The organism is Mycoplana sp. 10N416 (genome assembly GCF_056394765.1).
Genome location: NZ_JBFTIM010000026.1, coordinates 1 through 26,231, shown reverse-complemented (window position 1 = coordinate 26,231; position 26,231 = coordinate 1). Strand labels below are relative to the sequence as shown.

General features: G+C 59.0%; 21 protein-coding genes and 4 pseudogenes. 15 read left to right on the top strand and 10 right to left on the bottom strand.

Annotated elements, in window-relative coordinates:
• Nucleotides 1-491, top strand: a pseudogene (locus AC1DDS_RS24830) (inositol-3-phosphate synthase); the annotation flags it as partial.
• A 209-nt stretch (nt 492-700) separates the two neighbouring features.
• Here AC1DDS_RS24830 and AC1DDS_RS24825 read toward each other — a convergent pair.
• Nucleotides 701-1,012 (bottom strand): sunset domain-containing protein, encoded by a 312-nt coding sequence (locus AC1DDS_RS24825; RefSeq protein ID WP_477481290.1) that lies wholly within the window; start codon nt 1,010-1,012, stop codon nt 701-703.
• A 391-nt stretch (nt 1,013-1,403) separates the two neighbouring features.
• On the opposite strand from AC1DDS_RS24825, the gene AC1DDS_RS24820 reads away from it, so the two are divergent.
• Nucleotides 1,404-1,694 (top strand): BA14K family protein, encoded by a 291-nt coding sequence (locus AC1DDS_RS24820; protein WP_477481289.1) that lies wholly within the window; start codon nt 1,404-1,406, stop codon nt 1,692-1,694.
• Between the two features lie 48 nt (nt 1,695-1,742).
• Here AC1DDS_RS24820 and AC1DDS_RS24815 read toward each other — a convergent pair whose 3' ends face one another.
• The gene (locus AC1DDS_RS24815) at nt 1,743-2,174 is read right to left on the bottom strand and encodes a Ros/MucR family transcriptional regulator (RefSeq protein WP_477481288.1); all 432 of its coding nucleotides are present in this window, start codon (nt 2,172-2,174) and stop codon (nt 1,743-1,745) included.
• A 754-nt stretch (nt 2,175-2,928) separates the two neighbouring features.
• On the opposite strand from AC1DDS_RS24815, the gene katE reads away from it, so the two are divergent.
• On the top strand, nt 2,929-5,037 hold the full coding sequence (katE, locus tag AC1DDS_RS24810) for a catalase (RefSeq protein ID WP_477481287.1): 2,109 nt from the start codon (nt 2,929-2,931) through the stop codon (nt 5,035-5,037).
• A gap of 378 nt (nt 5,038-5,415) precedes the next feature.
• On the opposite strand, the gene AC1DDS_RS24805 is transcribed toward katE, so the two are convergent.
• On the bottom strand, nt 5,416-5,991 hold the full coding sequence (locus tag AC1DDS_RS24805) for a helix-turn-helix domain-containing protein (RefSeq protein WP_477481286.1): 576 nt from the start codon (nt 5,989-5,991) through the stop codon (nt 5,416-5,418).
• A gap of 166 nt (nt 5,992-6,157) precedes the next feature.
• Between AC1DDS_RS24805 and AC1DDS_RS24800 the strand changes: the two genes are divergently transcribed.
• The 4 genes and pseudogenes from AC1DDS_RS24800 to AC1DDS_RS24785 all read left to right on the top strand — a co-directional run bounded on the left by AC1DDS_RS24800 (nt 6,158) and on the right by AC1DDS_RS24785 (nt 8,438).
• Nucleotides 6,158-6,646 (top strand): fasciclin domain-containing protein, encoded by a 489-nt coding sequence (locus tag AC1DDS_RS24800; protein ID WP_477481285.1) that lies wholly within the window; start codon nt 6,158-6,160, stop codon nt 6,644-6,646.
• A 65-nt stretch (nt 6,647-6,711) separates the two neighbouring features.
• A pseudogene (locus AC1DDS_RS24795) lies at nt 6,712-7,004 on the top strand (DUF378 domain-containing protein).
• Nucleotides 6,989-7,450: a TspO/MBR family protein gene (locus AC1DDS_RS24790; protein ID WP_477481284.1), complete on the top strand. Its 462-nt coding sequence runs from the start codon at nt 6,989-6,991 to the stop codon at nt 7,448-7,450. Before AC1DDS_RS24795 ends, AC1DDS_RS24790 begins: the two are co-directional and overlap by 16 nt.
• 388 nt (nt 7,451-7,838) lie before the next feature.
• Nucleotides 7,839-8,438 (top strand): SOS response-associated peptidase, encoded by a 600-nt coding sequence (locus AC1DDS_RS24785; RefSeq protein ID WP_477481283.1) that lies wholly within the window; start codon nt 7,839-7,841, stop codon nt 8,436-8,438.
• A 122-nt stretch (nt 8,439-8,560) separates the two neighbouring features.
• Here AC1DDS_RS24785 and AC1DDS_RS24780 read toward each other — a convergent pair whose 3' ends face one another.
• The 3 genes from AC1DDS_RS24780 to AC1DDS_RS24770 form a co-directional block, all read right to left on the bottom strand.
• Nucleotides 8,561-8,686, bottom strand: coding sequence for a sigma factor-like helix-turn-helix DNA-binding protein (locus AC1DDS_RS24780; protein WP_477481282.1), 126 nt, complete (start codon nt 8,684-8,686; stop codon nt 8,561-8,563).
• 513 nt (nt 8,687-9,199) lie between these two features.
• On the bottom strand, nt 9,200-9,619 hold the full coding sequence (locus tag AC1DDS_RS24775; RefSeq protein ID WP_477481281.1) for a hypothetical protein: 420 nt from the start codon (nt 9,617-9,619) through the stop codon (nt 9,200-9,202).
• A 215-nt stretch (nt 9,620-9,834) separates the two neighbouring features.
• Nucleotides 9,835-10,995: an extracellular catalytic domain type 1 short-chain-length polyhydroxyalkanoate depolymerase gene (locus AC1DDS_RS24770; RefSeq protein WP_477481280.1), complete on the bottom strand. Its 1,161-nt coding sequence runs from the start codon at nt 10,993-10,995 to the stop codon at nt 9,835-9,837.
• 406 nt (nt 10,996-11,401) lie between these two features.
• Between AC1DDS_RS24770 and AC1DDS_RS24765 the strand changes: the two genes are divergently transcribed.
• On the top strand, nt 11,402-11,605 hold the full coding sequence (locus AC1DDS_RS24765) for a cold-shock protein (protein WP_310421363.1): 204 nt from the start codon (nt 11,402-11,404) through the stop codon (nt 11,603-11,605).
• Between the two features lie 581 nt (nt 11,606-12,186).
• On the opposite strand, the gene AC1DDS_RS24760 is transcribed toward AC1DDS_RS24765, so the two are convergent.
• Complete coding sequence (locus AC1DDS_RS24760) at nt 12,187-12,402, bottom strand: hypothetical protein (RefSeq protein ID WP_477481279.1); 216 nt, start codon at nt 12,400-12,402, stop codon at nt 12,187-12,189.
• A 152-nt stretch (nt 12,403-12,554) separates the two neighbouring features.
• Between AC1DDS_RS24760 and AC1DDS_RS24755 the strand changes: the two genes are divergently transcribed.
• The 6 genes and pseudogenes from AC1DDS_RS24755 to AC1DDS_RS24730 all read left to right on the top strand — a co-directional run bounded on the left by AC1DDS_RS24755 (nt 12,555) and on the right by AC1DDS_RS24730 (nt 19,085).
• Entirely contained in the window at nt 12,555-13,559 is a 1,005-nt protein-coding gene (locus tag AC1DDS_RS24755) for a chemotaxis protein CheB (protein WP_477481278.1), read from the top strand.
• A gap of 21 nt (nt 13,560-13,580) precedes the next feature.
• Nucleotides 13,581-17,135 (top strand): CheR family methyltransferase, encoded by a 3,555-nt coding sequence (locus AC1DDS_RS24750; protein ID WP_477481277.1) that lies wholly within the window; start codon nt 13,581-13,583, stop codon nt 17,133-17,135.
• Between the two features lie 36 nt (nt 17,136-17,171).
• Entirely contained in the window at nt 17,172-17,564 is a 393-nt protein-coding gene (locus AC1DDS_RS24745) for a response regulator (RefSeq protein WP_477481276.1), read from the top strand.
• A pseudogene (locus AC1DDS_RS24740) lies at nt 17,560-17,782 on the top strand (transposase); the annotation flags it as partial. The gene AC1DDS_RS24745 and the pseudogene AC1DDS_RS24740, both read left to right, overlap by 5 nt.
• Nucleotides 17,782-18,068, top strand: a pseudogene (locus AC1DDS_RS24735) (DUF6428 family protein); the annotation flags it as partial. The pseudogenes AC1DDS_RS24740 and AC1DDS_RS24735, both read left to right, overlap by 1 nt.
• 201 nt (nt 18,069-18,269) lie before the next feature.
• On the top strand, nt 18,270-19,085 hold the full coding sequence (locus AC1DDS_RS24730; protein WP_477481275.1) for a hypothetical protein: 816 nt from the start codon (nt 18,270-18,272) through the stop codon (nt 19,083-19,085).
• A 1,035-nt stretch (nt 19,086-20,120) separates the two neighbouring features.
• Here AC1DDS_RS24730 and AC1DDS_RS24725 read toward each other — a convergent pair.
• From AC1DDS_RS24725 to AC1DDS_RS24715, 3 genes are read right to left on the bottom strand one after another with little or no spacing between them, the layout of a single operon-like run.
• On the bottom strand, nt 20,121-23,384 hold the full coding sequence (locus AC1DDS_RS24725; protein WP_477481274.1) for an error-prone DNA polymerase: 3,264 nt from the start codon (nt 23,382-23,384) through the stop codon (nt 20,121-20,123).
• Entirely contained in the window at nt 23,381-24,895 is a 1,515-nt protein-coding gene (locus AC1DDS_RS24720; RefSeq protein WP_477481273.1) for a DinB/UmuC family translesion DNA polymerase, read from the bottom strand. Before AC1DDS_RS24720 ends, AC1DDS_RS24725 begins: the two co-directional genes overlap by 4 nt.
• Complete coding sequence (locus AC1DDS_RS24715; RefSeq protein ID WP_477481291.1) at nt 24,813-25,571, bottom strand: ImuA family protein; 759 nt, start codon at nt 25,569-25,571, stop codon at nt 24,813-24,815. Before AC1DDS_RS24715 ends, AC1DDS_RS24720 begins: the two co-directional genes overlap by 83 nt.
• 214 nt (nt 25,572-25,785) lie before the next feature.
• Between AC1DDS_RS24715 and AC1DDS_RS24710 the strand changes: the two genes are divergently transcribed.
• Nucleotides 25,786-26,231, top strand: a 446-nt coding sequence (locus AC1DDS_RS24710) for a UvrD-helicase domain-containing protein (RefSeq protein ID WP_477481272.1), incomplete at its 3' end; no start/stop codon positions are given.

Genomic DNA, 26,231 nt, shown 5'->3' with positions numbered 1-26,231 from the left:
TCCGCGAGCGCGGGGTCCGCATCGACCGCACCTACCAGCTGAACTTCGGCGGCAATACCGACTTCCTCAACATGCTGGAGCGGGAGCGCCTCGAATCCAAGAAGGTCTCGAAGACGCAATCGGTGCTGAGCCAGCTCGACGTGCCCCTCCAACCCGGCGACATCCATGTCGGGCCGAGCGATCACGTGCCGTGGCTTGCCGACCGAAAGTTCGCCTATATCCGCGTCGAGGGAACAACCTTCGGCGGCGTGCCGCTCAATGTCGAACTGAAGCTCGAGGTCTGGGACTCGCCCAATTCTGCCGGTGTCGTCATCGACGCGATCCGCTGCGCCGGGCTGGCACAGGACCGGGGCATCGGCGGACCGCTGGTGGCGCCGGCAAGCTACTTCATGAAGTCGCCGCCCCGGCAGTTCACCGACGCCGAGGCCCGGCGCCTGGTCGAAGCGTTCATTGCCGACGGGGACGGGGCGCTTCGGGGGGCGGCGGAGTGACCACGACCTTCTTCCTCGTCCGCCACGCCGCCCACGACAACGTCGGCCGTTTCCTCGCCTTCGAATTAGTATCGCAGAACGTCCAACGGTGGATGCTGACAACGCTCATGCTCTCGCGAGAAAGTCATACGCTTGTATAGTGAAGGCTATCGCGATCCAGTAAAGTCCGAGACCTTATTGTTGGCGATGGAAAACGATGAGTCCCTCCTTCATTTTCCCGCCGTACGCCATCCCGCGGCGCGAGCTTCAGCTTCCGTGCAGAACCACCTTTCCCCATGCTGCAAACTGATCTTGGTCGCAGAGTAATATTCCTGCCCCGGAACGTGATAGATGCGCTCTCCGGTTCCAATGCTGATGTTTCCTTTGATCCTGCAGCCCGTGGCGAGAGCGGCAACAGACGACATCCTGCCGGTGTCGGTGGAGAACACCACCAATGCAGTAGCCAGCGCACCAAGAACTAAAATACCGGGTGCTCTCCTGATCAAGGAACGCCGCTTTTGACGAAGCTTCTGATAGCGCATGGAGCAATCCCCCTTTGACGTCGAGATAGCACGCGAAGATTGATGCTTACATTAGATCATTAGTAGGCTTTCATTGAGCGGATCGATGAAGTGGAGAGGCATCCCGCCACAAGGCTTCATCTGGCCTTCCGGGATCGGAACGATATTCCCTCTTTAATGTTGTGTTTTCTTGAGAGAACAACGTAGAGGAGATCTGCTATGAACACGGTGGTCGCTCTCGCCGTCGCCAGCATGACAGCAATACTAGCCGTCCCAGCGGAGGCGCCTATGATTGTAGCGCCTGAGGTACTGCGGAAACCGAGCGATTTCCTACAGGCTATCGCGGCAACGGGCGCGACTGGGGCAGAGGTGACCGTCGTGGCTGGGGCAACGGTCATCTTGGCTATCGCCAATGTTGTCCCGGGTATCACCAGGACAACGACGGCTGGTGGTATCCCCTGGCTGCCTTTGGTGCTGGTGCCATGATTGGCGAGCCAATCCCCCTGTGTATGCGCCTCGGCTTCGTGTGAGCTATGCGTCGGCCCACGTCCAATGGTGCGCATCGCGTTATCGTACCCACAGGGCTTATGACAACACCTATGTCCCGCGCGTGGGCTATAGGGCTCAACGCATGTCGCCCTATACGAGAGGGCGCAGGAGCGCCCCTTCTGGCTTGTCTTTAATGACCATCATGCTGCGCTAACGACACTATTCCTGGCTCCCTTGCTTTACTTTTGTGCGGTAGCTGCTTCTACGCGCGTCGCTGGCCAAGCCCCATCTGCTTCGCCAAAGATGAGCGAGCTTCCGAATAATTTGGAGCGACCATAGGGTAGTCCGGCGCGAGCTTCCACTTTGTGCGATAATCTTCCGGCGCGAGCCCGTGAGTGTGGAGGTGCCGCTTTAGCGATTTGAAGGCCTTGCCACACTCGAGGCAGACAATGGCGTCACGCGAAACCGATTTTTTGATCGACACGGCAGGCTTTTGACTTTCCTCCACGGCGACAGTCGTTGGGGACGTCGGAGGGACTTTGCCCAAGTCGCTCAGGGCCGCGTGAACATCAGAGATCAAAGAGGCAATAGCGGATTGCGCGGTTACATTCTTGGCGACGTATGCGGAAACCACATCAGCGGTCAGTTGCGCCAGTTCGTTCTTGCGTTCATCGTTGGACAAATTTGACTCCATCTATTGAGTGGATGCGATTAGCGCGTCTTGACCAATTTATACAAGCTCTCGTCGGTCTGCGCACGGAAAAGCATCGGGAAACCCGAGGGATGATTTGTAGGCTGGCATGTCATTTTACGCGTATTGCCCTGGCGTTTGGGCGCTGCTCTCAATGAAAGCCTCTAGACTTCACCTTCAGCGACGTCGGTATGTAGATTCGGGAGGTAGATGCCGCGAAGAGGAGCCGCGGCCGCCTTTCGATCTCGCGAAGAACAGCCGATGCCAGCACTAGTCTCCCGCCGAACATCAGGCCCTTCGCCGCCTGGGCGCTGTCGAACCAGAACGAGCCCTGCGACCATCATCCAGTGGCCATATTGCCGCAGTTGCCAGTCGGGACAACAGTCACTTCGGCAGTGGTTAGCCAGTGGCCGAAGGTAGCGGCAAGCGCCTGCGAGCGCAGGTGCGCGCCAGGTGCGGATTGACGTCGCGGCCGTCGAGGCGAAAGAGCGGTTGCGCACATTGCTGCAAAGCGGCCCGGTTACATACCTTGGAGAGGTCAAAATCACTTGAGCTGCATGCGCTAGCGATCGCTGAACTACCAGGCAGCCGCTCTTACAGTGACATGCTGCGCAAGCGCCGGAGGCTCGAATGCTTCTCCCTAAATGCTTCGCCTCGCTGTGAGGCCGTCCACCCTCCCGCCATATGAATGTTCCGCAGGTGGAACTTCTTCGCGCGGCACGACTTTGTGCGTAGACCGTATTCAAGGAGATGGGACATGGTGCGCAAAGCCTCAACGCCGAAAAACGAACTAGTAACCATCCACGATCAGCACCTCCACCGAGGCAAGGGCGGAGAGCTTCACCAGGTTGCCGAGGACGGACATGACATCCTCACTACCGCTCAGGGTGCACCGATCGACGACGACCAAAACTCCTTGCGTGTTGGCGCGCGCGGGCCGGCTGTCATCGACGATTTCCATTTTCGAGAAAAGATTTTCCATTTTGACCACGAACGCATCCCTGAGCGGGTAGTGCATGCCCGAGGGTATGGTGCCCATGGCTTCTTCGAGACCTATGAGTCGTTGGCGCATTATACAAAGGCCGACTTCCTCCAGCGTCCTGGCGAGAAGACGCCTGCATTCGTGCGCTTTTCCACCGTTGCCGGGAGCAAAGGATCATTCGATCTTGCCCGTGATGTCCGCGGTTTCGCCGTCAAGCTCTACACCAGGGAAGGCAACTGGGATCTGGTCGGAAATAACATTCCGGTTTTCTTTATTCAGGATGCGATCAAGTTTCCGGATGTCATCCACGCGGTAAAGCCGGAACCGGATCGGGCGTTCCCACAAGCGCAGTCGGCCCATGACAACTTCTGGGACTTTATCAGCCTGACGCCTGAAAGCATGCATATGATCATGTGGGTAATGTCGGATCGGGCCATTCCACGTTCGTTCCGCTTCATGGAAGGGTTCGGGGTCCACACCTTCCGCTTCATCAACGCAAAGGAAGAATCGACGTTTGTAAAGTTTCACTGGAAGCCAAAGCTGGGCCTCCAATCCGTCGTCTGGAACGAGGCGGTCAAAATCAACGGTGCGGATCCGGACTTCCATCGGCGCGACCTCTGGCAGGCGATCCAGTCGGGCGATTTCCCGGAATGGGAGCTCTGCGTGCAGTTGTTCGACGAAGAGTTCGCCAACAATTTCGATTTCGACGTTCTTGATCCAACCAAAATTATTCCGGAGGAGGTCCTCCCCGTAGAGCCAATCGGACGACTCGTTCTCGACCGAATGCCGGACAACTTCTTCGCCGAAACAGAACAAGTGGCGTTCATGACGCAAAATGTCCCCCCCGGGATCGGCTTAAGCAACGATCCGCTACTCCAGGGGCGGAACTTCTCCTACCTCGATACGCAGTTAAAGCGTCTTGGGAGTGCGAATTTCAGCCACTTGCCGATCAACGCTCCGAAATGCCCTTTTCGCCACTTCCAACAGGACGGGCACATGGCGATGAGAAACCCGATCGGCCGGGCGAACTATCAGCCGAACTCCTGGGGCGAGGGACCGCGCGAGTCTCCGGTGTCAGGATACCGTCATTTCCCTTCCGACGAAATTGGGCAAAAGGTGCGCGTCCGGCCCGAGAGTTTTGCCGATCATTACAGCCAGGCACGACAGTTCTTCATCAGCCAAACCCTTCCCGAGCAGCGCCACATCGCCATGGCTCTGACGTTCGAACTGAGTAAGGTCGAAACGCCGGCAATCCGCGAACGGATGGTGTCACATCTGCTGAATATCGACGAAACCCTCGCAAGCAAAGTGGCGAACGCACTGGGAATTAAGAAGGTGCCGAAGCCCGCCGACGCCGCCGTCGAACCTAGACAGGATCTCGACCCGTCCCCTGCCCTAAGTATTGTGAAGAACGGTCCGAAGCGCTTTGAAGGCAGGAAGCTTGGAATACTGATCACCGACGGAAGTGACGCGGCACTGGTTCAGGCGTTGGCAGGTGCGATCGCAGGTGAGAAGGGCATTGTGGAATACATCGCCCCCACGGTTGGCGGGGTCACGATGTCAGATGGTGCATTCCTAGCCGCTCAGCAGATGATCGATGGTGGGCCGTCCGTCCTTTATGACGCGGTCGCTCTGATCCCCGGGGCAGATTTTGTCCCCGACCTTTTGAAGGAAGCGACGGCGCGAGACTTCGTTGCCGACGCGTTCGCGCACTGCAAGTTCATCGGGTATGCCGCCGCCGCCACCCCATTGTTCGAGAAGGCAGGCGTCACCGAACTGGACGAAGGCGTCGTCGAACTTGGCAGCGACACTGTCGAGGCTTTTGTCAGTGAACTTGGCAAGCTTCGGATCTGGGCTAGGGAACCGTCGACTAAATTGCAGTAGCCCAAGTTGGGTGTTGCGGATCCGCAGTTCCGGGGTGCGCGGTCTCCGGAAGCATGCGAGGCGACTTGCTTGCCCCAACCGGCCGTGGGGACTGGACGAAACCACGAAAAAAGGGCCGGCGGCGGACAAGGACCTTCGCGAGGCTTTGACAAGACGCAGAAGTCAATTGATCAGTACGACGTTCCAGGGAGTGCGGGTTCGAGAAACAAACCCAGCAGGCTCTCCCTTCGAAGGAGTGGACAGTGAGGATAGTTCCGGCGTGCGCGGTTTCCGGAAGACAGCAGCAAGCATTGCTTACGGCTACTGAGAACCGAAACCTGCCGCCTACATGCCGATGCCCGGATCACCCGATAATCTCGGCAGAAACAGTTGGAAGCTCTAGGGTGCCGCTACCACCAGGGCCGAGCAGCTTTCGTCGCTATCGCCACAATAGCTGTGGCAAGCGTTTGAATCGAAATACATCGCATCCCCCTTGTTGAGCGACACTTCTTCGCCGTCAACATTCACATTCAATCGACCTTCAAGAACATAAATGAATTCCGCGCTTCCGTGCCGATGCGACTTTGACCGCTTTCCGGTAAACTCTGCGAGGTAGGCGTCCATGCGCCGGTCAGCAATCGGGTAGTCCAAACTCTCGAACAAATAGGACGGACCTTCCTCGGCTCCAGGCGGGACCGGCAAGCGCAGACGGTCTCCCTTTCTGGTCACCGCAATACGCGGACCTTCCTTTGTGAAAAAATGATCGAGATCGACGCCGAAAACCAGCGCAATGCGAAGCAGCGTCGGAAGTGTGGGAAAGAGCTGGCTTCGTTCGATCTTCGACAACATTGCCGATGAGAGGCCAGTGTGGTTGCCGAGTTGCACGAGCCCCATCTTCTTTTTGGAACGCAGGGCCTTGATGCGAGGACCAATCCGGTAGCGTTCGAGTTCGTCCGTGAGGGTATCAGACAACACGCCTTCATCTCCTTTTCATGAGACGACAATCGCCGGCAAAGTTTCAACTGTCAATAGAAACTAGTTTCATATCACGAATATTTGAATAGCGTGAAAAGCTGTTTTCGCCATATGAAATATTGTCGCTTCTTGAAGAGCGAGCAGTTTCAGATCAGGGAGAAAGACGATGAGAGTAATCCACGTAGTCGCCGCCGCGATGCTGGCCATGGCAGCCACCGGAATGGCCGCAAACGCGGCTGAAAAGGATATCGTCGATACCGCCGTTGCCGCTGGTCAGTTCAAGACCTTGACGGCTGCACTCGATGCCGCGGGTTTGGTTCCCACTTTAAAGGGAGAAGGACCATTTACGGTTTTCGCACCGACCGATGATGCCTTTGCCAAGCTGCCGCAAGGAACCGTTTCGGATCTGCTGAAACCGGAAAACAAGCAGAAGCTCGTCGACGTGCTCACCTATCACGTAGTCGCAGGAAAGGTGATGGCGGCTGATGTCAGCAAACTCGACGAGGCCAAGACCGTCAATGGTAAACCAGTTGCTATTCAGGTGGATGGCAGTTCAGTCAAGCTCAATGATGCCAATGTGACCGCAACTGACATTGGCGCGTCCAACGGCGTCATCCATGTGATCGATAAGGTGATCCTACCGCCGCGAGGCTGACAATTTTCCTAGATCACCGCTTGCCTGCGTCACGCCGCACTGATTGAAGCGCACGGAGGATCGTCATGAAATTTCTGGATGCAATGACCTTGGGGCTGATAGTCCTGGGGGCCTGAATTGGGGGTTGGTTGGCCTGTTCAACTTCGACCTCGTTGCCGCCATATTCGGGATGGGGTCCTTCCTTGCTCGCTTCGTCTATGTCCTCGTAGGGCTATCGGCAGCGTGGCAGGTCATGCCGCTCTTGTCCGCTGTTGGGCCTGCGGGGCCGGCAGACGCATTAGGCACACCGGAAGGGAATCGCCCCCGGCGATCCCTTCCGAACTTGGCGCGAGGGATGGTTCTTTGCTCGAATTTCTAGGCTTTGCGGCTGCATCGTTCGCACCCGGTATCGGAGGTATACTCTTTCGTCCGGGGGAATGGTATCGACAGCTGAACAAGCCGTCATGGCGACCACCAGACTGGCTGTTTGCTCCGGTGTGGACGCTTCTTTATGGAACAATCGCTGTGGCCGGCTGGCTGGTCTGGCGGGAAGCGGGGTTCAGTGGCGCGGTGATCCCGCTATCACTCTACGGCGTTCAATTGCTATTGAATGCCGCTTGGTCACCGATCTTTTTCGGCCTTCATCAAATCGGCATGGCTTTGGCTGAAATGTCTTTGTTGTGGCTGTCGATCGTCGCAACCGTCATCTTGTTTTATCCGGTACATGTAACAGCAGCTGCGATGCTTGTGCCTTATTTTTGCTGGGTGAGTTTCGCTCTGGCGCTCAACCTGTCGGTCTGGCGACGGAACAGGGCAATCACTTAATCGGTCGTAGTATTTAGACGGCTTCATCTGCCGTCGGCGTGGGCTCCTATATTCATCGCTGCCTACCGGGGCAGCTCTGAAAATTTTCGACCGTGGCCCAGCCAGTACCATTTCGTCATTCCAAAGCAGACCTTTGCCAACGCGTTCGATTGCCGGCGGGTGTCCTCCGATAGCAAGCACAACATCTACACGCCCGCTGACGAGATGGTTTCGTAGCTGCGTCGCTCCAAAGCCTCGATCGTCAGCGACCAGGTAGCTGCCAAAGCTCTCAACTTTGCTACCTCTGGTCGATCTACTGCAAGCATGACACAAGGCCCGCCGGCTCGCCACCCCGACCGCCCGTCCAGAGACCATTTAAATCGGCTTACGTCGCTCTATAATCCTCATGATGTGTAACGACTACGAACAGCACATCCTTTACGCCGAATACTGCAAGATGATGCAGGAGCTTGCGCTCGGGACCCCCTCGCACCAGAGCGAACTCGATCTGCCCAGGGCAGACGATATCAAAATTGGCGACATCGCGCCGGTGATGCGAGTCGCGTCGGCGGGCGTAGTCGAGCTTTCTCCGATGCGGTTCGGTTTCCCGCCGCCCACAGAAAGAAAAGGCGGGCCGGTTTTTAACTTTCGATCTGAGGGACGGCACTTCCGAGACAGCAAGCGATGCCTGATACCCGCAAGCGCGTTCTTCGAATTTACAGGCACAAAATACCCGAAAGCAAAACATCGGTTCACGCTCAGGGGAACGACGTTCCTGGCGATCGCAGGTCTGTGGCGTGAGGGTACAGGGAACGAGCCCCCATCGTTCGCGATGCTGACAACGGAGCCAGGGCCGGATGTCGCCCCCATCCACAATCGGCAGGTCGCCGTTCTTAAACCGGACCACTGGCGTCATTGGCTCGACCTGTCCAAGCCGGAAGACGAATTATTGCGTCCTCTCCCGCAGGGAAGCCTTGACGTAGAACTGGTTCGTCCGGGTCGGGACTAACGTCTTCGGAAGCGAGAAGGTCATATTGAAAGTTTAAGCCGCTGCTTTACAGGACCTTGCGATTGTGCGCTTGGCGGTGGCCGCTAGCCTTCAGACAGGCCGTTGTGCTTTACGATAACGCCTCAGTTGATCACTTCGGCGAGAAGGGTGCGCGCGCGCAAAATCCGGCTTTTAATCGTGCCGATCTGACATCTGAGCTGGACCGCTGCGGCTTCATAGCTCCAGCCGTCTAGAATGACCAAGATCACGACAGCCAGGCGGCAGACGGTCGACGCCTTGTTGCAATTCGGTCGCCCTCAGAGCCCAAACTTGCGAGGCCTCGACACGGCCCGGATCTAGAGCTGCCGCGTCGAGCGGTCGTTCCCGTTTCCTGCGGATGCAGACCGTAAAGAACGTGTTCCGCATGCCGGGCTGGAACTGGTAAATGAGGTACTCGACGTTTGCTGTGTCTTTGCAGTAGCCAATTGCTGGATCACCAACCGAAGTGTGTGATCAGCGCGGTCCGAATTCGTCCGTTTCATGGCATGCTCACCCGGATTTCGGCGGATGAACCTGGAACCGATCCTGATCCGAAGGGTTGAGAGTTGCGAAGTCGATTCCGGCTTCGATACCCGAGGAGAATGACATGCCCAACCAAACTGGCTCACACGGCAAATCTGGTCAGCCGAACAAAAACGGTGGTGACAAGTCTAATAAAAAAACTTCTGATTCGAAGAACTCCTCCTCTAGCAGCACGCGCGGCGGGACGCACGAACAGCACGTCAAAGCTGGCGAGCAAAGCCATAAGAACGACAATAAAGCGAGATGATCGCAGAAGGAGCCCGCGACAAGCGGGCTTTTTTGCGCTGGGCGATCTTATGAGACACCCCGTCGAAATCGGCCAGCCGCGCATCAATCTGTGGACCGCCACAATAGGTCCGGTCGAGTACGGCTACTCCGGACGGAAGGACGAGCCAATGCCTACCCGCCGCGAACAGATCTCTATCATCAATCTGCATATCGATGCCGCTGAACAACACATCGTCAATCAAGAGCGGTTGATAAGTCGCTTGATATTCGTCGGAAGCGCGACTGAGCAAGCTCGTGAAATCCTGAAGGTCATGCACGAGTGTTTGCAGACGCACCGCGAGCACAAGAAACATCTCTGCGCCGAGGACGATACCGACGAGGCTATTCGTCAATTAGTCACTGACTCGAAGTTCCCGATCCGATAGCGACCATGTCTGGAAAACGTAGTGGGTATCATAGACAACGCGCACAGATCTTCCCTCAGCACCGCCGTGCCTAGTTGCAACGGCAACTTGACCTAAGAGGAATCGCTCGCTGCGTTGGTCGGCGAAGCTCGCTCGCGGTTTTGGATCCGGCGCGCCGACCAGCCCGTGTCCAAGTCTTAGCCTTACTTTATCAGACCTGCTGCACGGAGCGCGTCTTCAATGGTTTTTTGGATGCCAGCGGCGTGCGCGTTCTTCGTCCCAAATCGGCGGCTGCCTGTCCGCTCCTCCTGAAACTTGTCGGTGAGTGCACCGGGCACGAGTATCTCGCCCGTGTGGACATACTCTTGGGACGCCGCCTCTGGGCCGCGACGATCATGCGCGGCGTCAGCAAGGCCCCAGAACGTCGCGATCCGCAAAGTGGAGGATACGCCAGATTCCAGCATGAACGGACCGACCCTTCCATAGCTGTCCGGACCAGCCGCTGCCAACGGCGTGCCATGGCCCATGCCAGGGATTGTGTAGGATTCGATGCATTCTCGCCCGTCTGCGCCATGCCAGACCTTGCGCAGAAATCCCTGTTCATTTTCGCTGACATAGTCCGATATCTTGACGCCATGAAGCCCTGCCCACTGTCGGACGATTGCCTCCATGTTCGATACATCTACGACATTGTCGGCCGTTCCGTGCCACACCGAAATCGCCGGCCACTTCCCGCGCCAGGGCGACGCGTCGCGAACCAACTTCTGCAGCCGAAATTCGCTTGGGCCGCCATGGCCACGCATGCGATCGAACGCTTCGGGCATGCTCGAGGCGCTACCAAAGGGCAATCCGGCGATGATGGCCCCGCCAGCAAAGACATCGGGGTAAACGGCCAGCATTACGGATGCCATCGCCCCACCCGCCGATAGGCCGACGATGAAAATGCGGTTGCGATCCAGGCCGTGGGTCGCCACCATGGTTTCGATCATCTCCCGGATCGAGAGCGCTTCGCCCGCGTCTCGTTTCGCATCCTCGGGTTCGAACCAGTTGAAACAGAGATTGGCGTTGTTGGACCGCTGCTGCTCCGGAAACAGCAGCGCGAACCCGTATCGATCGGCGAGGTCCGACCATCCTGAGCCCTCGTCGTATGCGGCCGCGCTTTGTGCGCAGCCATGCAGGGCCACCACAAGCGGCCTGCCGGAAGCCAGCTTGTCCGGAACGAATGTCCTCGCTTTCAAGGCTCCGGGATTGGCCCCGGTCAACTCCATGTCCTTTAGCCGGTTACGCGGGGCGTTGTGGTTTACCTGACGCTGCGCAGCTTTGAGCGCGGCGAGCCGTGCAATGGTGTCCGACAATTTCCTCATTTGAAAATCCCGCTTTGCAAGAGGCCGACCCAATGCCGACACTCACCAACGCACTTGCGAGCGATTGGTTGCTGCGTCGCACAAAACAATGTGGGAACTGGCGTCGATAGTTGTGGTCAGTTGCGCTTGCTCGTTATGCGGTCGGCTAACAATTCTTTCTGCGTCAACAGATGGGGGTGCGGTTACCTATGTCGCCACACGACGACAAGTGGACGTCTGGAGCATCCATCAGCAGCCCTGTTGACGTAAAAATCCCAAGATAGATTTCATCCAACTCCGCTTTTCGGCGTGATCGCGAAATCTGTACATGTCGCCAGTTCGTCGTCTGCCCCTGCACATGGAATACGTTGCACGGCGGCCGATCGCGGGATAAGTTTCACGGCGATATACTCAAAGAGGATGGAACATGGCCACCGGGACCGTAAAGTTTTTCAACCAGAACAAGGGCTTTGGCTTCATTACACCCGAAGACGGTGGGGACGATGTGTTTGTGCATGTATCCGCTCTGCAGGGCTTGGGCTCGCTCCAAGACGGACAAAAAGTAAGCTACGACCTCGGTCAGGACCGCAAAACTGGAAAGTCCAAGGCTGAAAACGTCAGACCTCTTTGAGGCGTCGCTACCGCCACGAACGCTTCGGCGGCGGTTTCCACCTCCCCTCCTACGCCGCTCGCGTAATCCTCCAGGCCCCTTATAGGGGCACGGCCGCTTAGGGCGAACGCAGTCGAGCCTTGGCCGCTTTGCGCCGCCATGTTGGCCGGAGAGATCAGCTTGGCCGCGGCCCGAATGTAGACCTCTCGCCAGCGACGGGGCTAGCCTCAGACACGTCCATGCCGGCATCCCTGACCCCAAAAGAGAACCGGCGTGCCCGCCCAAAAGTCAAATTGATCAACCGACCTTTCTGTTTCGAAGACGTTAGTCCCAACCTGTACGAACAAGTTCAACATCAAGGCTTCCCTGTGGAATATGATGCAAAAGTTCGTCTTGCGGCTTTGACCGATGAGCCTACCATTGGTCCGGTTCAGGACATCCACCTGCCGATCGTGTACGGGGCGACCAAGGCCCGTACCGCCAAGAACGTAGACAATGTCTACGCGATGAATCGCCTTCGCTTGCAGGGGCGAGGATCCAGGTCATCACAATTGACGGCGCAAGGAATCGCTGTGCGAATTCATGCTCGGTTGGGAGCCCGATCAACGGGCAGCGCGTAGTGCCGCTTCGATCTCGTCACGATGCCGTCGGTGAAGTAGTAGGGTTTCGTTGAACTCGAACAATAACGCGACGGCTGCATCGGTCGGCTGTCCCTTCAGGCGCAGCATGCTGATTAGCTTCTCCTGCATGACCACATGACGCTCTCCCTCCGCAACGTGCCGGTTGGCCATATCTAATTGTGCCCAGCTATACGTCATACGCGCCTCGCGCAGCTTCTCCTCAATATGGTACCACTTTTTGCCTCTATTCCGAACACATCTGCTTCCGCGAATGTCCGGTACACGGGCTGCAGCGATCCGGAACATTCGCCCGTGGTTTGCGTTTGCGTTCCAGGGGCGGAGTTTCACCAATGGGCAATCGCGACACCGTCGTCATCGGAGGGTCCATGGGGTCGATAGGCCCCTTGCAGGCCATCCTACGAGAATTGCCGCCGGACCTGCGCGCGGCGATCGCCGTCGTCCTACATGTGCCGGCGACGAGCACCGGTATATTCGCTTCCATTGCCGCTGCATCCGGACCACTGCCCGTCAAGAAAGCGGACGATGGCGAGACGATGGTTGCGGGCAATGTCTATGTAGCAAGACCGGATTCACATCTTCTTATCGTCGACGGAAGCCTGAAGCTCGGGAAAGGCCCACGCGAAAACATGGTTCGTCCGTCCATCGATGCGTTATTCCGTTCGGCAGCACTGTCGCGCGGATCCCGTACCATTGGAGTCATATTGAGCGGGATGCTAAACGACGGCGCATCGGGTCTGGCGACTGTCAAGGCCGCCGGGGGCATAGCGCTGGTACAGGCCCCTACGGATGCGAAAGCCTCGGAAATGCCGCTGGCCGCTCTGGAAGCAACGGCGGTAGACCTGAGTGCACCCGCAACCGATTTGGCAAGGGCCATCGTCGATTACAGCAATCAACCGTCCGGACCAGACGCCCCCCTGCCAGTCAATGTGCGCATGGAGGTCGAGATCGCGACGGGTTCCAGCAGCTTTGCCGATGACAGGGGGCCGCTTGGAAACGTGGTTCCGCTGTCGTGCCCGGAATGCGGCGGCGTCATGTCCGAGGTTGCGGGCGTGCGGCCTTTGCGTTTTCGCTGCCAAGTCGGCCATGCCTATACTGCCAAGACGCTGATCAGTGATCAGCAACCGGTCGACGAAGCGATGCGGATCGCGCTTCGCATCATCGAAGAGAGGGCGGTCCTGGTCGACCGCATGAGCAGGGAGGCAATAGCGGTCAACCGACCGGGCATGGCCGAGATCTACTCCCGGCGGGCCGCTGAATATCGGGATTATGCCAACAGCTTGCGCGGTGCTATCCTTCGCGGCATGGAGGAGCAGTCGCTCGAGTCGGACGTCTGAGCCATCGATCGGGATCCTTCGATGACAGCCGACGACGCCAACCGGAATGTTGCCATGCCACGATCCAACAACAACAACAAAAGCTCTGCGGACAGTGATACACGCTTGAAAGCAGCCCCGGTAATTGTGGGGATAGGCGTCTCTTCTACCGACATCCAGAGCCTTGATGCGTTCATGAAGGAACGGGGCACCGCGCCCGGTTCGGCGATCATCGTCGTCCTCCATCGGCGCGGTTCGGCAGAAAACGTCCCACCCATCTCCTTGCAAGATCGGACGCTCGTTACGGCTACGGACGGCATGGCTATCGAAGAAAGCCGGACCTATCTCGCGCCCTCCAATGCGGTTGTGACGGTGAGCGGGAATCGGTTAAGCGTAAAAGCCAACCATAGCGGATCGATCGACAGCTTACTGGTATCAATTGCAGAACAGCAGCGAAATCGCGCAATAGGGGTCATACTGTCGGACGTGGGGTCAGACGGCACGCTTGGTCTGACGGCGATCAGGGAGCACGGTGGGCTGACGTTAGCGGAACAGGGACCGGAGCCGGCGGACGTCAACAACGGAAACTTCAAGACAGCCGCGGCTGTTGCCGACGTAGTCTTGCCACCGAAAGAACTCGCGGCACGCCTGCGCACCCAGATTCTGAGTCTGGGTGCGGCTTCGGCAACGCGGAACTTTGATGAACTCGTCAATGCGCCAGCAACAATCGTGGCTAGGATCGCTGCGGTCCTGCGCAATCGCACGGGCCATGATTTCCACGGGTATAAGCACAACACCTTCATGCGGCGTGTCCAACGGCGCATGCAGGTCACGCAGGCTGAAACGGTCGACACCTACCTCGAGCTTCTGCGCACCGACCCTGAAGAGGCGACAAACCTCTTCAATGACCTCCTCATTGGCGTGACCCACTTCTTCAGAGATACAAAGGAATTCGAGTTCCTCGAGCGAGAGGTGATCCCTCGGCTTTTCGAGGGCAAACAGGCCACCGACCACATTCGAATTTGGGTGCTTGGCTGTGCCACCGGCGAAGAAGCCTATTCCATTGCCATCCTATTGCGCGAACACATGGCACGGCTCGATATCGTGCCGCATGTGCAGATCTTTGCAACCGACATTGATAATCGCGCACTGTCGCAAGCCCGGATAGGTCGATACGCGGCGTCGGCTGTGAAGGACGTCACGCCCGAGAGATTGGCGCGTTGGTTCGTGAAGGAAGGAGAGACCTACTGTGTGGTCAAAGAGCTTCGGGAGATGTGTCTTTTTTCCCAGCATAACTTGACGAAGGATGCTCCCTTCTCGCGGCTCGACCTGGTCTCATGCCGCAACCTGCTCATCTATCTGGGCCCCGAATTGCAAAACCGCGTCATCCCGCTGTTTCATTTCGCCTTGAAGTCGGGGGGATATCTTTTTCTCGGCAATTCCGAGAACGTGAGCCGGCACGGAAAGCTCTTTGCGCCGGTGGATCGGCGTTTCCGGGTTTTCCGTCAAATCGAAACGATGACCCGTTTGTTGCCAGATTTTCCGTTGGCCGCAGCCGCGGACAGGAACAATCTACCGGTTGCCGCCTTGCGCACCACCCCCAACAACAGTTCCGGACTGACAAAACAGGCAGAGCGCATCATGGAGCGTTATGCTCCCGCCTATATGATCGTCGACGAGAACCATGAGGTGTTACACTTTTCCGGTAGGACCGGTCGGTTCATCGACCCGCCATCGGGACACGCCAGTCTGAACGTCTTCAGTCTCATTCATCGAGACCTGCGCGTCGATTTGCGCGCATCCCTCCATAAGGTTGAGAATGAGAAAGCCCCCGTACGCATCAACGGCTTGAAAATTGGCCAGAATGGTACGGCGATGCTCGTAACGCTTTCGGTCGAACCGATAGAGTTGTCCCCAGGTCAACCGCAGCGCTACGTCATCATCCTCCAGGACGGGCAGATGCTCGATGATGAGGAAGGCATTCCAGTTCCCTCCTCTGCAGGGCAAGACGATCACGTCCGGCATCTGGAGGACGAACTTCGACAGGCGCGTGACCGATTGCAGGCGACTGTGGAGGAACTGGAGAGCACGAACGAAGAGCTCAAGGCCTCAAACGAAGAGTACCAGTCCGTCAACGAAGAACTTCAGTCTTCGAATGAGGAACTGGAAACGTCCAAGGAGGAACTCCAATCCCTCAATGAGGAACTGCAGACCGTTAACGGCGAGCTTGCTCATCGGGTGGAGGAACTCGCCCGTGCCAATTCCGATCTCCGCAACCTCCTGGAAAGCACGCAGATCGCGGCCGTCTTCCTGGACAACGAGTTGCGAATTAAGAGTTTTACCCCGGCAATTACCGATATCTTCCACCTGATCGAGACCGACCTTGGTCGACCGATCCATCATATCGCTGCACGCATCGCCTACGAGGATCTCGAACAGGATACGCGCCGTGTCATCCGCACGTTGAGCACCATCGAAAGAGAAACCAAGAACCTGCAGACGGGCGCGCATTATCTTGTCCGCGTCCTTCCCTACCGCAGCGTCGACAATGTCATCGAGGGTGCGGTCCTGACCTTCCTGGATGTGACCGCACTTGTCGCTGCTGAAGAGCGGCTGCGCGACCGCGAGTCGCTGTTGAGATCTGTTGTGGAGGGAATTCCCCAGCTTGTCTGGCGCGCCGTAGGTGAAGGAAATTGGACCTGGTGCAGTCCCCAATGGACGAACTTTACCGGGCAGACGGAAGCTGCGGCTTTGAGGCGGGGATGGCTCGAAGCGGTGCATCCAGACGACCGCAGCCGTGTGCTCAACGCCTGGCAAGCCGCCGAGAGCAATGGAGTGCTGGAGGTCGAGCATCGGCTTCTGTGTGCAGAAAACCTTGAATATCGGACGGTGCACCAGAAGGCCCGCCCAGTCATCAACGACCAAGGGAAGGTCGTCGAGTGGTTCGGCACGGCAACCGATATACATGAGATGAGGATGTTGCAGCAGAGACAGGAGTTTCTCCTGCACGAGCTTCAGCACAGGGTGCGCAACACGCTCGCAATCGTTCGTTCGATCGCGGAGCGCACAGGGGAGACGAGCGAATCGGTCAAAGAATATGCAGAGCATCTCCAGGGACGCATCAACTCTCTGGCCCGAACACAGGCCTTGCTGACGAGGGGCGCAGACGTGGCGATCGATTTAAGCACGTTGATCAATGCAGAGCTGAACGCGCAGGCCGGAGGCAAGCTGGAAAAGGTGACGATCTCGGGAACGCCCATTTCACTCGTTGGAAGGTCGGCGGAGAATGTGGGTCTTGTCGTTCACGAGCTTACAAGCAATGCAGTAAAGCATGGAGCGCTTTCGAGAAAAGACGGGCGAGTCGATATCCGATGGGATGTAATTGGCCAGGACGAGAACCGATTGCGCTTCGTTTGGAAGGAAAACGGCACCGATAAATCACACTCCGGACCTGCCCGCCGCGGATTTGGAACAGAACTAATCGAGGACCTCATACCGTATCAGCTCGGTGGTTCCGGAAGCTTGGAGATCAAACCGGAGGAGATTCGATGCACGATTGAGGTCCCGCTCTCCGAGCAAATACGTCTGGCAGAGTAGCCGCAACGTTTTTGACGTGATCCTTCAGAGGATGAAATGACAACACCTCCAACCGACTGCAGGCTTTTTGCAGGACGCCGAATTTTGGTGGTTGAAGACGAATATCTGCTTGCCGACGAGTGCCGGAAGAAACTCGAGAAATACGGTGCCACCGTCGTCGGCCCGACCGGCAGCGTACAACAAGCGCTGAGATTGATTGCCGACCAGGCCATCGATGCGGCAATACTGGACGTGCATCTCGGCGGCGAGTTGGTGTTCCCCGTCGCCGACCAGTTGATGGAGCGCGGCATCGCCTTTGTCTTCGCAACCGGATATGATCCCTCAATCATTCCCGATCGTTTCCCCGGATTTGTGCTTTGCGACAAGCCGCTGGCCTTGGAGAAGATCGCCAAGGCGCTTTTCGGTCCACCCCAGCCGAACGGCCATTGACGATGCCAGTGCATGGTACCTAAAAGCGTGCGTCCTCGTCCGTGAGCAGCCCGTGCGCCAGATCACCGAACGGAGCTATCCGGTTTCGGAGGTTTCGCAGCGGCTGCGCGTCAGGGCCCATTCGCTCTACGAGTGGAAGAAGAAGTTTTCCTCCCCGGACAGGAAGGGCGACGACCGAGGAGATCAGGCGGCTCAAGAAGGAACTGGCGCGTGTCACGAGCGGACTCACATGACAGCAGGGAAGTTCTCAGCGATCGTCCGGAAGGTGTCTGAACACGTCCGTCTCGACGGCCCCGCCAAGCTAACCTTCGAAGTCAGTGATAGTGTCCGCCCGATGCAATTGTCTGCGCAAACGATCCGGTCCCGGAAGCCGGCGCTCTCTATGTGAAGTTGATGCCGCGTCCGGCAAGCTGCAAGCCTCGTGACCGCTGGCTGGCCGTGCAGGCGTTCAATGAAATTGGGTGCTGCGTCCCGTCGCCTATCGGAAGTTGCTGCACCCAATAGGTCAAGGTCAGTCCGGTTCGGGGATGGTGATTGTCGGCCGACCGCCGGGCGATAGCAAGCATCACCTCGGCGGGCGACATCACACGTCATTGTTGGTTGTTCTGAACCTGCGCCCTGCCGGAGCGTTCCTTCTCCAAGGAAAACACGGGGCTTCCAATGCGCCACCTCCCATCGGCCTCCTCAGTTCCACCCGGAGCCTTCGTGGCTTTCCCGTACGATCGCGCGACCGTCGAGCAGTTCCGCGAGAGCTTCCCCAGAGCACGCTGGGACGATGAGCGGCGAAGCTGGTTCGTTCCCGGCAAGACCGCCGACAGAAGGATTGCGCACTGGATTGATCGCCAGACCTCCGCTCTCGACGCATTTGCTGACGACAAAGGAAGAGATGCKTACGACTTCGAGCCGATCGACAGCCAATATATTGAAGTTGCCAACGACCTGCGGGTGCGCACGCCTTACTCGAGGACGGTGATCCGTGAACTGCGTCAGGTGCCATGGGCCCATTGGGATGAAACACTGCGGCTATGGCGGGTGCCCTTTCGATCCTATGAAGATCTGCGCAACCGGTGGCCGACCATCGAGGCCGCCGCTCAGCGCAATGAGCCCGAAGCGCGCAGAATCCGCCGCCTGACCTTGCGCGGATCCGACGAAGAGCGCAAAGCGCGAATGCTGGCCCGCGAACGCCGTCTTCGGCGCTACCCGGTTCCCAGCGTCTTCCCACGGCCACTGGATCACCCCGTCTCGACCGAGACTTACGGCATCGTCATGTTTACAGACATCTCGGGTGAACTCGCCACCCCCGACGTTTCCTCGTTCTACCCGCACCTGACCAACAGCCTAATGGACTTCATATGGGCGTCGTGGAGGCTGCCCTCCTTGAAGGAACTCGTCTCCACCTGGCCCGTGCGTAGCGAGCCCGACCGAAGGCTGGGATGGTGGCCGCCGACACTTGCGGAGCTAAGATCGGCCAGGAAACTCGCCCGTTCACGCGAGCGCAGGCGGGAGACATCCTCCAGATAGTGCCGGTGTGCTCCTGTTAAGTCACTTGTTTTGGAGCATTTCTTCGTTCGTTAGGGCATCAGATAGCTCGACCCAGGTCGGGGCATGGTCGCTGGAGTGCTCCCGTCCGCACCTCCTTGTTGACCCCGGCCCGCGCCAGCCTTGCAGCGAGTTGCGGACCGAGCCCCACATCCCTCGCGAAGGCATTTCTGAAGTAATCCCAGAACCTGTAAATGCGTTCGCCCGGGTGCAGTTTCCGCCTTGGTCGACGACGAAACGCCTTGCGGACCGCGACGCGGAACTGGGCGTCGTCGAGCCAGCGTTCGGGCTTGGGATAACGACGGGCGGCCTGCAATCTGTGTTATTCTGCGCGGATTTCGTGCGGAACGCGGTAGGTCCTCAGTACGCGTCAATGTTTGATCGACTTGCACGCAGCAGGAGACCTCTGAACGGGCCGACGTCACGCGTCTTGCACGCGTTTCACCGACCGTTGGACAACCGCCTGACAGCATGCACTAAACGTTGCCACGGAACATTGCTCATCAATGGAGGTTTGAGCGTTACGAAACTTCGGCTCCGTGATGCCGGACGCAACAGCCCCAGAAGCTCGCGCCACCTTCCGGCGGTAGACTGTTTTATGGATCAGGTTCAGCGAACAGGACTTAAATTGATGATGCTTAGGAAGCCGCAGTTGCGAGCCGCGCTGGCGGCCTCTGCGCATGAGCCTGGCATCGCTGAAATTCTCATGGACTACGCCCTCGCCTTTGAAGCCCGAAGCGCCCGCAGATCCGGGAACTTGCAGATCGTGCGGGAGTACGCGGACCTATGCCGCGAGCTCGAAGACGAGCTTGACCGTTGTCTAAGGACGTCGCTCCCAGCCAAATCATCGTGACTATTGGTTTACCACAGAAGCTCAGTCGGCAACGAGTTTGGCTGGCGATGAATGAGCGGCTAGCCTCTTCTCCACTGCGAGGGTTGCCGTGGATCCTTACTCGTCAATGTAAAACTGGTTCTTATAGGTTTGGCGCTGGTTACCCCGGCCCAGCGGCTCTGCCGTCAGTGAAAGTTTCTCGACTTCACCTTCAGCGTGTCGATATGGAGATCGGGGATGTAGATGTCTCGTGCAGGAGGCGCGCCCAACTTTCGATCCCGCGAATCCGGCGCGCCGTTTCCATGCGCCAACTCGTCGCCGCGTCCATGGACCATTGGGAACGCACTGTCTTTTTCACCCAGCTGTCCCATGTCTGCGGACAGGTCGAACAGACGCTGCGCCACCAGATGAACCACCTCGCCTTCCCGCTGGATCTTGCCGTTGATCGCGAGCACAGATGACGAAAGAACCAGTCGCCGTTGCCGCTCGAACAGGCTCGGCCAGATGACCGCGTTCACGATGCCCGTCTCGTCTTCCAGCGTCATGAACATCACGCCCTTCGCCGAGCCCGGGCGCTGTCGCACTAGCACGAGCCCCGCTGCCATAAGCCAGCGACCATCCCTCTCGGTGGCAGCCTGCGCACATGTGACGATGCCTTTGTTTTTCAGATCCTGCCGCAGGAACGAAACCGGATGCTGGCGAAGCGAAAGGCCAACATGGGCATAGTCCTCGACGACCTCCCTGCCCTCGGTCATCGATGCCAAGGAAACTGCAGGCTCCTGAATCTCGGCAACCGACTTCGCCTCGTGTTCTGCGGCCGCGGCCCAGAGCTCGAGCGGCTCGTCACGTAGGGCTTTGATCGCCCACAGGGCGTTTCGCCGTTCGAGCTTCAGCGCCGGAAAGAAGGCGTCGGCTTCCGCCAGCCTGACGAGCGACGCTGTCGGCACACCGGAACGTCGCCAGAGATCGTCGACAGACACGTAGGAATCGCCGGCGCGCGCCGCCACGATCCCAGCCGCATCCGCGGTCGACAACCCCTTTACCATCCGCATGCCGAGGCGAACCGCGAGCCGCTCCGATCCCTCCATGGTCTCAAGCGTGCAGTCCCAGCGGGAGCGGTTGACGCAAACGGGCCGAACCTGGACGCCATGGGCCTTGGCATCGGCAACGATCTGCGCAGGCGCGTAGAAGCCCATCGGCTGCGAATTCAGGAGCGCGGCGCAGAAGACGTCAGGATGATGGCATTTCACCCAGTTCGAGGCATAGGCGATCAGGGCGAAGGATGCGGCGTGGCTTTCCGGAAAGCCATAGCTGCCGAAACCCTCGAGCTGGCTGAAGGTCCTTTCGGCGAACTCTGCCGAGTACCCGTTGCCCACCATCCCGGCAATCAGCTTGTCCTTGAACTTCGAGACCCCGCCCGTGAACTTGAAGGTCGCCATGGCCCTTCGCAATTGGTCTGCCTCTCCCGCCGAAAACCCTGCACAGACCATCGCGACCTTCATCGCCGATTCCTGGAAGAGCGGGACGCCGAGGGTCTTGGACAGGACGGCCTCGAGTTCGGGCGTCGGATACTCAACCTTCTCCTTGCCTTCCCGGCGTCTGAGGTAGGGATGCACCATGTCGCCCTGGATCGGGCCGGGACGGACGATCGCCACCTGGATGACGAGATCGTAGAAGGTCCGCGGTTTCAGGCGCGGCAGCATCGACATCTGCGCACGGCTTTCGATCTGGAAGGTGCCGAGCGTGTCGGCCTTGCGGATCATCGCATAGGTGGTGGGATCTTCCTGCGGGATCGACGCCAGATCTCGCTCATCGCCCTTGTGCTCGGCCATCAGTGCGAATGCCTTCGCCATGCAGGTGAGCATGCCGAGAGCCAGGACATCGACCTTCATGAACTTCAGCGCATCGATGTCATCCTTGTCCCATTCGATGACCTGACGATCGTCCATGCGCGCGGGCTCGATCGGCACGAGGTCATCCAATCGGTCATGCGTCAGCACGAAACCGCCAGGATGCTGACCCAGATGCCGGGGTGCACCCATGAGCTGCTGGGCAAGTTCAAGCGTCAGGCGAAGACGATAGTCTGCGGCGTTGAGATTGTTTTCCTTTAGCTGCTTCTCGGACACCCCTTCCTTCGACCAGCCCCAGACGCCCGATGACAGCTGCGCGATCAGGTCCTCCGGCAACCCGAGCGCCTTGCCGACGTCCCGCAGCGCACCTTTCGCCCGATATCGGGTGACGGTGGAGCAGAGCGCCGCATTCGATCGACCATAGGTGTCGTAGATCCACTGAATCACCTCCTCGCGCCGTTCGTGCTCGAAGTCCACGTCGATGTCGGGTGGCTCGTTGCGCTCCTGACTGACGAAGCGCTCGAAGAGCAGGTCGTTGGTATCGGGATCGATCGACGTGATGCCGAGGCAGTAGCAGACGGCGGAGTTTGCGGCCGAGCCCCTGCCCTGACAGAGGATGCCTTGCGATCGCGCGAACCGGACGATGCTGTACACCGTCAGAAAATACGGCGCGTATTTCATGGTCCGGATCAGCTCGAGCTCGTGGAGGACCGACTTGCGAACCTTGTCGGGAACTCCCTCGGGATAGCGATCCGCGGCACCTTCCCAGGTGAACTTCGTCAGCGACTGCTGCGCGTCGAGACCGGGAACGATCGCCTCTTCCGGATACTGGTATTGGAGTTCGGCGGGGTCGAATGAACAGCGGCTGACGATTTCCTCGGTTCGTGCCAGCGCCTCGGGGTAGTCACCGAACAGGCGATGCATTTCGTCGGCGGGTTTCAGGTAGCGGTCGGCATGACGCTCGCGATCGAAGCCGACATCATCGATGGTCGTCCTGTTGCGAATGCAGGTCACGACGTCCTGCAATTGCCGACGCGACGGCTCATGGAAGAGCACGTCATTCGTCACCACCGTCTTCACTTTGTATTTGCCCGCCAGGTTCGAGATCGCGTGCAGGCGCAGCCTGTCGTTCGGGCGGCGGCGCAGGCACAGGCTGACATAGGCGCGATCTGCGAACAGGTTCGCCATGCGCCGCAACTGCATACCGCAGGTTTCATCCGCCTCGTCAGGCACCAGGATCGCCAATAGCCCTTCGGCGTGATCCGACAGGTCGGCGAAGTCGAGAATGCAATTGCCCTTGCCGCCGCGCGCCTTCCCCAAGGACAGCAAACGGCAAAGCCTGGAATAGGCCGAGCGGTTCATGGGATAGACGAGGACCGACATGCCGTCGGACAAATCCAGGCGGCATCCGACGACGAGCCGTACGCCAGTCACCTTGGCGGCCTCCCATGCCCGCACGATGCCTGCCAGACTGTTTCTATCGACGATCCCGAGCGCCGATATGCCGTAAGCGACGGCTGCCGCAAACAGTTCTTCGGCGGAGCTCGCCCCGCGCAGGAACGAAAAGTGTGTCGTGACCTGTAGCTCGGCGTAGCTCATCCGAATATTCCATGCAGAAACCAGCGCTGCGAGCCTGTTCCCAGGTCCACGCCGTCTCCGGCCCGATAGACCCAGAAGCGCTCGCCGAGCTCGTCCTCGACAACGAAGTAGTCGCGAACGGCCTGAAGCTCTCTCGGACGAAGCCACCACTCTCCGAAGATGCGCTCAGGTCCATCGGCACGTTTGACCTTGCGTCTCTTCCCCCGCCAGGTGAACGCCGCCGGCGGATGATCGGGAAGCAGTGCAACGACCTCGATCGGTTCGGGACTGGCGAGCAACCGGGATGGTCTCGACCATTTGGCTACCCACGTCTCAGCTCGCTCCGGAGACGTGGGTGCGATGCGTTTCACCGAACGCTCGGGCACGTCGGAGGCGACGGGCGCAACGCGATAAAGCCGATGCCCCCTGTTTCCGAGGATGTCCACGAGCGGCGCGAGGTCGACCACGGTCTCCTCGATCAGCGAGGATGCGACCTGGCGTTCTTCAAGCGGTTCGACCATCAGCGCAACCAGGGTCATTTTCTCGATCCCGAATCCTGGATCGATCTTCTCGATGCGGTCGCAAAGGAGCTTGGATATGCGACCGGGATCGCGAACGGGCTTCGCCAGCCCCGCACGCAGATGCTGACGGGTGTTGTCGACCCGCTGAAAGACCAGATCGCATCGACGGACACCAAGTCCTTGCCGCTCCAGTCGCGCGGACAGCATCCCGACGAGGCGGCGGGTGTATTTGGCAATCGTCTCCGCAGCACCGATCGGCTCGGGGAAATTCTTGGACACCTCGACGAGTTCGGGGGTCCTTATCGGTTCAATCGGCTCCGCAAGACGTCCAAACATATGGTCGAGCCGACGGGCGGGTTCCGGCCCCAGACGCAATGTCAGCGGTGCGCGCGGCATCGCGGACAACTGACCGACAGTTTCGACACCAAAGGTTCGCAGCGCCTGAACGGTCTCGGCAGGAAGCCTGAGCGCGTGCACCGGAAGTCCGGTAACCGCCTTTGCTATATTGCCAGTCGGCACAACGGTCACTTCGGCACTCGTCAGCCGCGCGATGGCATGCGCAGCCCCCCAGGTGTCGGCCACGGCGGCGCGCGCGGTCAGTCCACGACCACGCAGTCGGTTGACCAAACCGGAGGCGAGCAATTCTTCCCCGCCCTTGAGATGGTCGGCTCCCTCGGTATCGATGACGATACCATCCTTGCCGTCGACCGCCACAACGGGGCTGTACTGTCGAAGCATCCAAAGTGCCAGGCGCTTCAGGGTCGCTGCGTCCTCCGCAGGCGCGGCGTCGACCATGGCGAGGTTGGCCACCATCGCCTGTGCCTTGCTGGCAGGCATCCCCAGCCGCAATCCGAGACTGATGGCAGTTCGATCGACCGCCGAGAGCCACCGCTTGGAGCCACTTTTCGAGATGACTGCGAGCGGCTGTTCAACCGGTATGGCTTCTGCGCCAGACCGCCTGATCCGATCCGTGGTCAGGTACGGGAAGTAGACAGATACGACCCTTGGCATCGGGGGCTCCAATTTCAAACTCGGCGCACGCGCCCGCCTTCACGCGTATCAGTTCCGCCAGCCACCGCGCCCTGCCGACGCCCGCCACTGGCAGGGGTTCCGACGGCAACACGCTGATCCTCCACCGCGTCGTCGATGCCGTCGGCTGGCCATAGTCCGAGGCCTCGTTTTGCCGCCGCCAACGCCGCAGAACGATGCCCATCGAGCCCGTTTTCTCGGCGGCGAGTTGTAAACGGCGCGACGCCGTCATCGGCAATCGCACCAGCTCGGCGACGACCAAGGGGAGCCCGCCAAAGGCGAGCCCCTCCTCCATCGCCGAGAGCACGTCCTCCTCCCGGTCGCTCTCGCAGAAGGTGACCCGATCAGGATGCAGGCCTGCCTGCGAAAGAGCGGGAAAGAACAGGTCAGGCCGTGTCAGGCACCAGAGACACTTGCCTTCCGTGCGCGCCGCGATCCCAGCAACGAACAGCGCGGCGGCCGCCCCGTCGACGGTCCCATTTCCACCGCCTGCGACTTCATGCAGGGCACCAAAGGCAAGACCGCCGCCTGGCAACCCCTGATCGATTCCTGTCGCGCCGAACGGCAGCACCTTGCGTGCGCGGGCATTGCCGTTCTCGAGCCCGGCAATGCGTTCTCGCAGTTCGGCAATGACCGGATTGATCGCCAACGAAGACACGGCGCTAAAGAGCCTCCCTGGGGTTTTCAGCGTGGATCGGAACTGATACGTTCCGTTTTTGTTCCGATTGTCCGAGCGAGTCAATCGGGCCTGCACTCGCCAAACCTGGCATTCGACGTCGTTGGCAGCCGACCGCTCGGTGATTTGCCAAGTCCGTCAGATAGATAAGACAAAGGTCGAGCACAGGAATTTTTTCTTATCCGCGTGGGGACAAATGAGCGCGACCTATCTGGAAAAACTGAACGACCGTCAGCGCGAGGCGGTCGAGCACGGGGTCGGGCTACCGGATGGAGCGCTCGGCGGCCCCCTGCTGATCATCGCGGGTGCCGGATCCGGCAAGACCAACACGCTGGCGCATCGGGTCGCGCACCTCATCGTCAACGGTACCGATCCGCGGCGTATCCTGCTGATGACCTTTTCACGGCGGGCCGCATCGGAAATGGCGCGGCGTGTCGAACGCATCTGTCGGCAGGTGCTCGGCGACAACGCGGCGATCATGACCGATGCGCTCGCCTGGTCGGGCACGTTCCACGGGATCGGCGCACGACTGCTCCGGATGTATGCCGAGCAGATCGGTCTCAACGTCGACTTCACGATCCATGACCGGGAAGACAGCGCCGACCTGATGAACCTCGTTCGTCACGAACTCGGCCTGTCGAA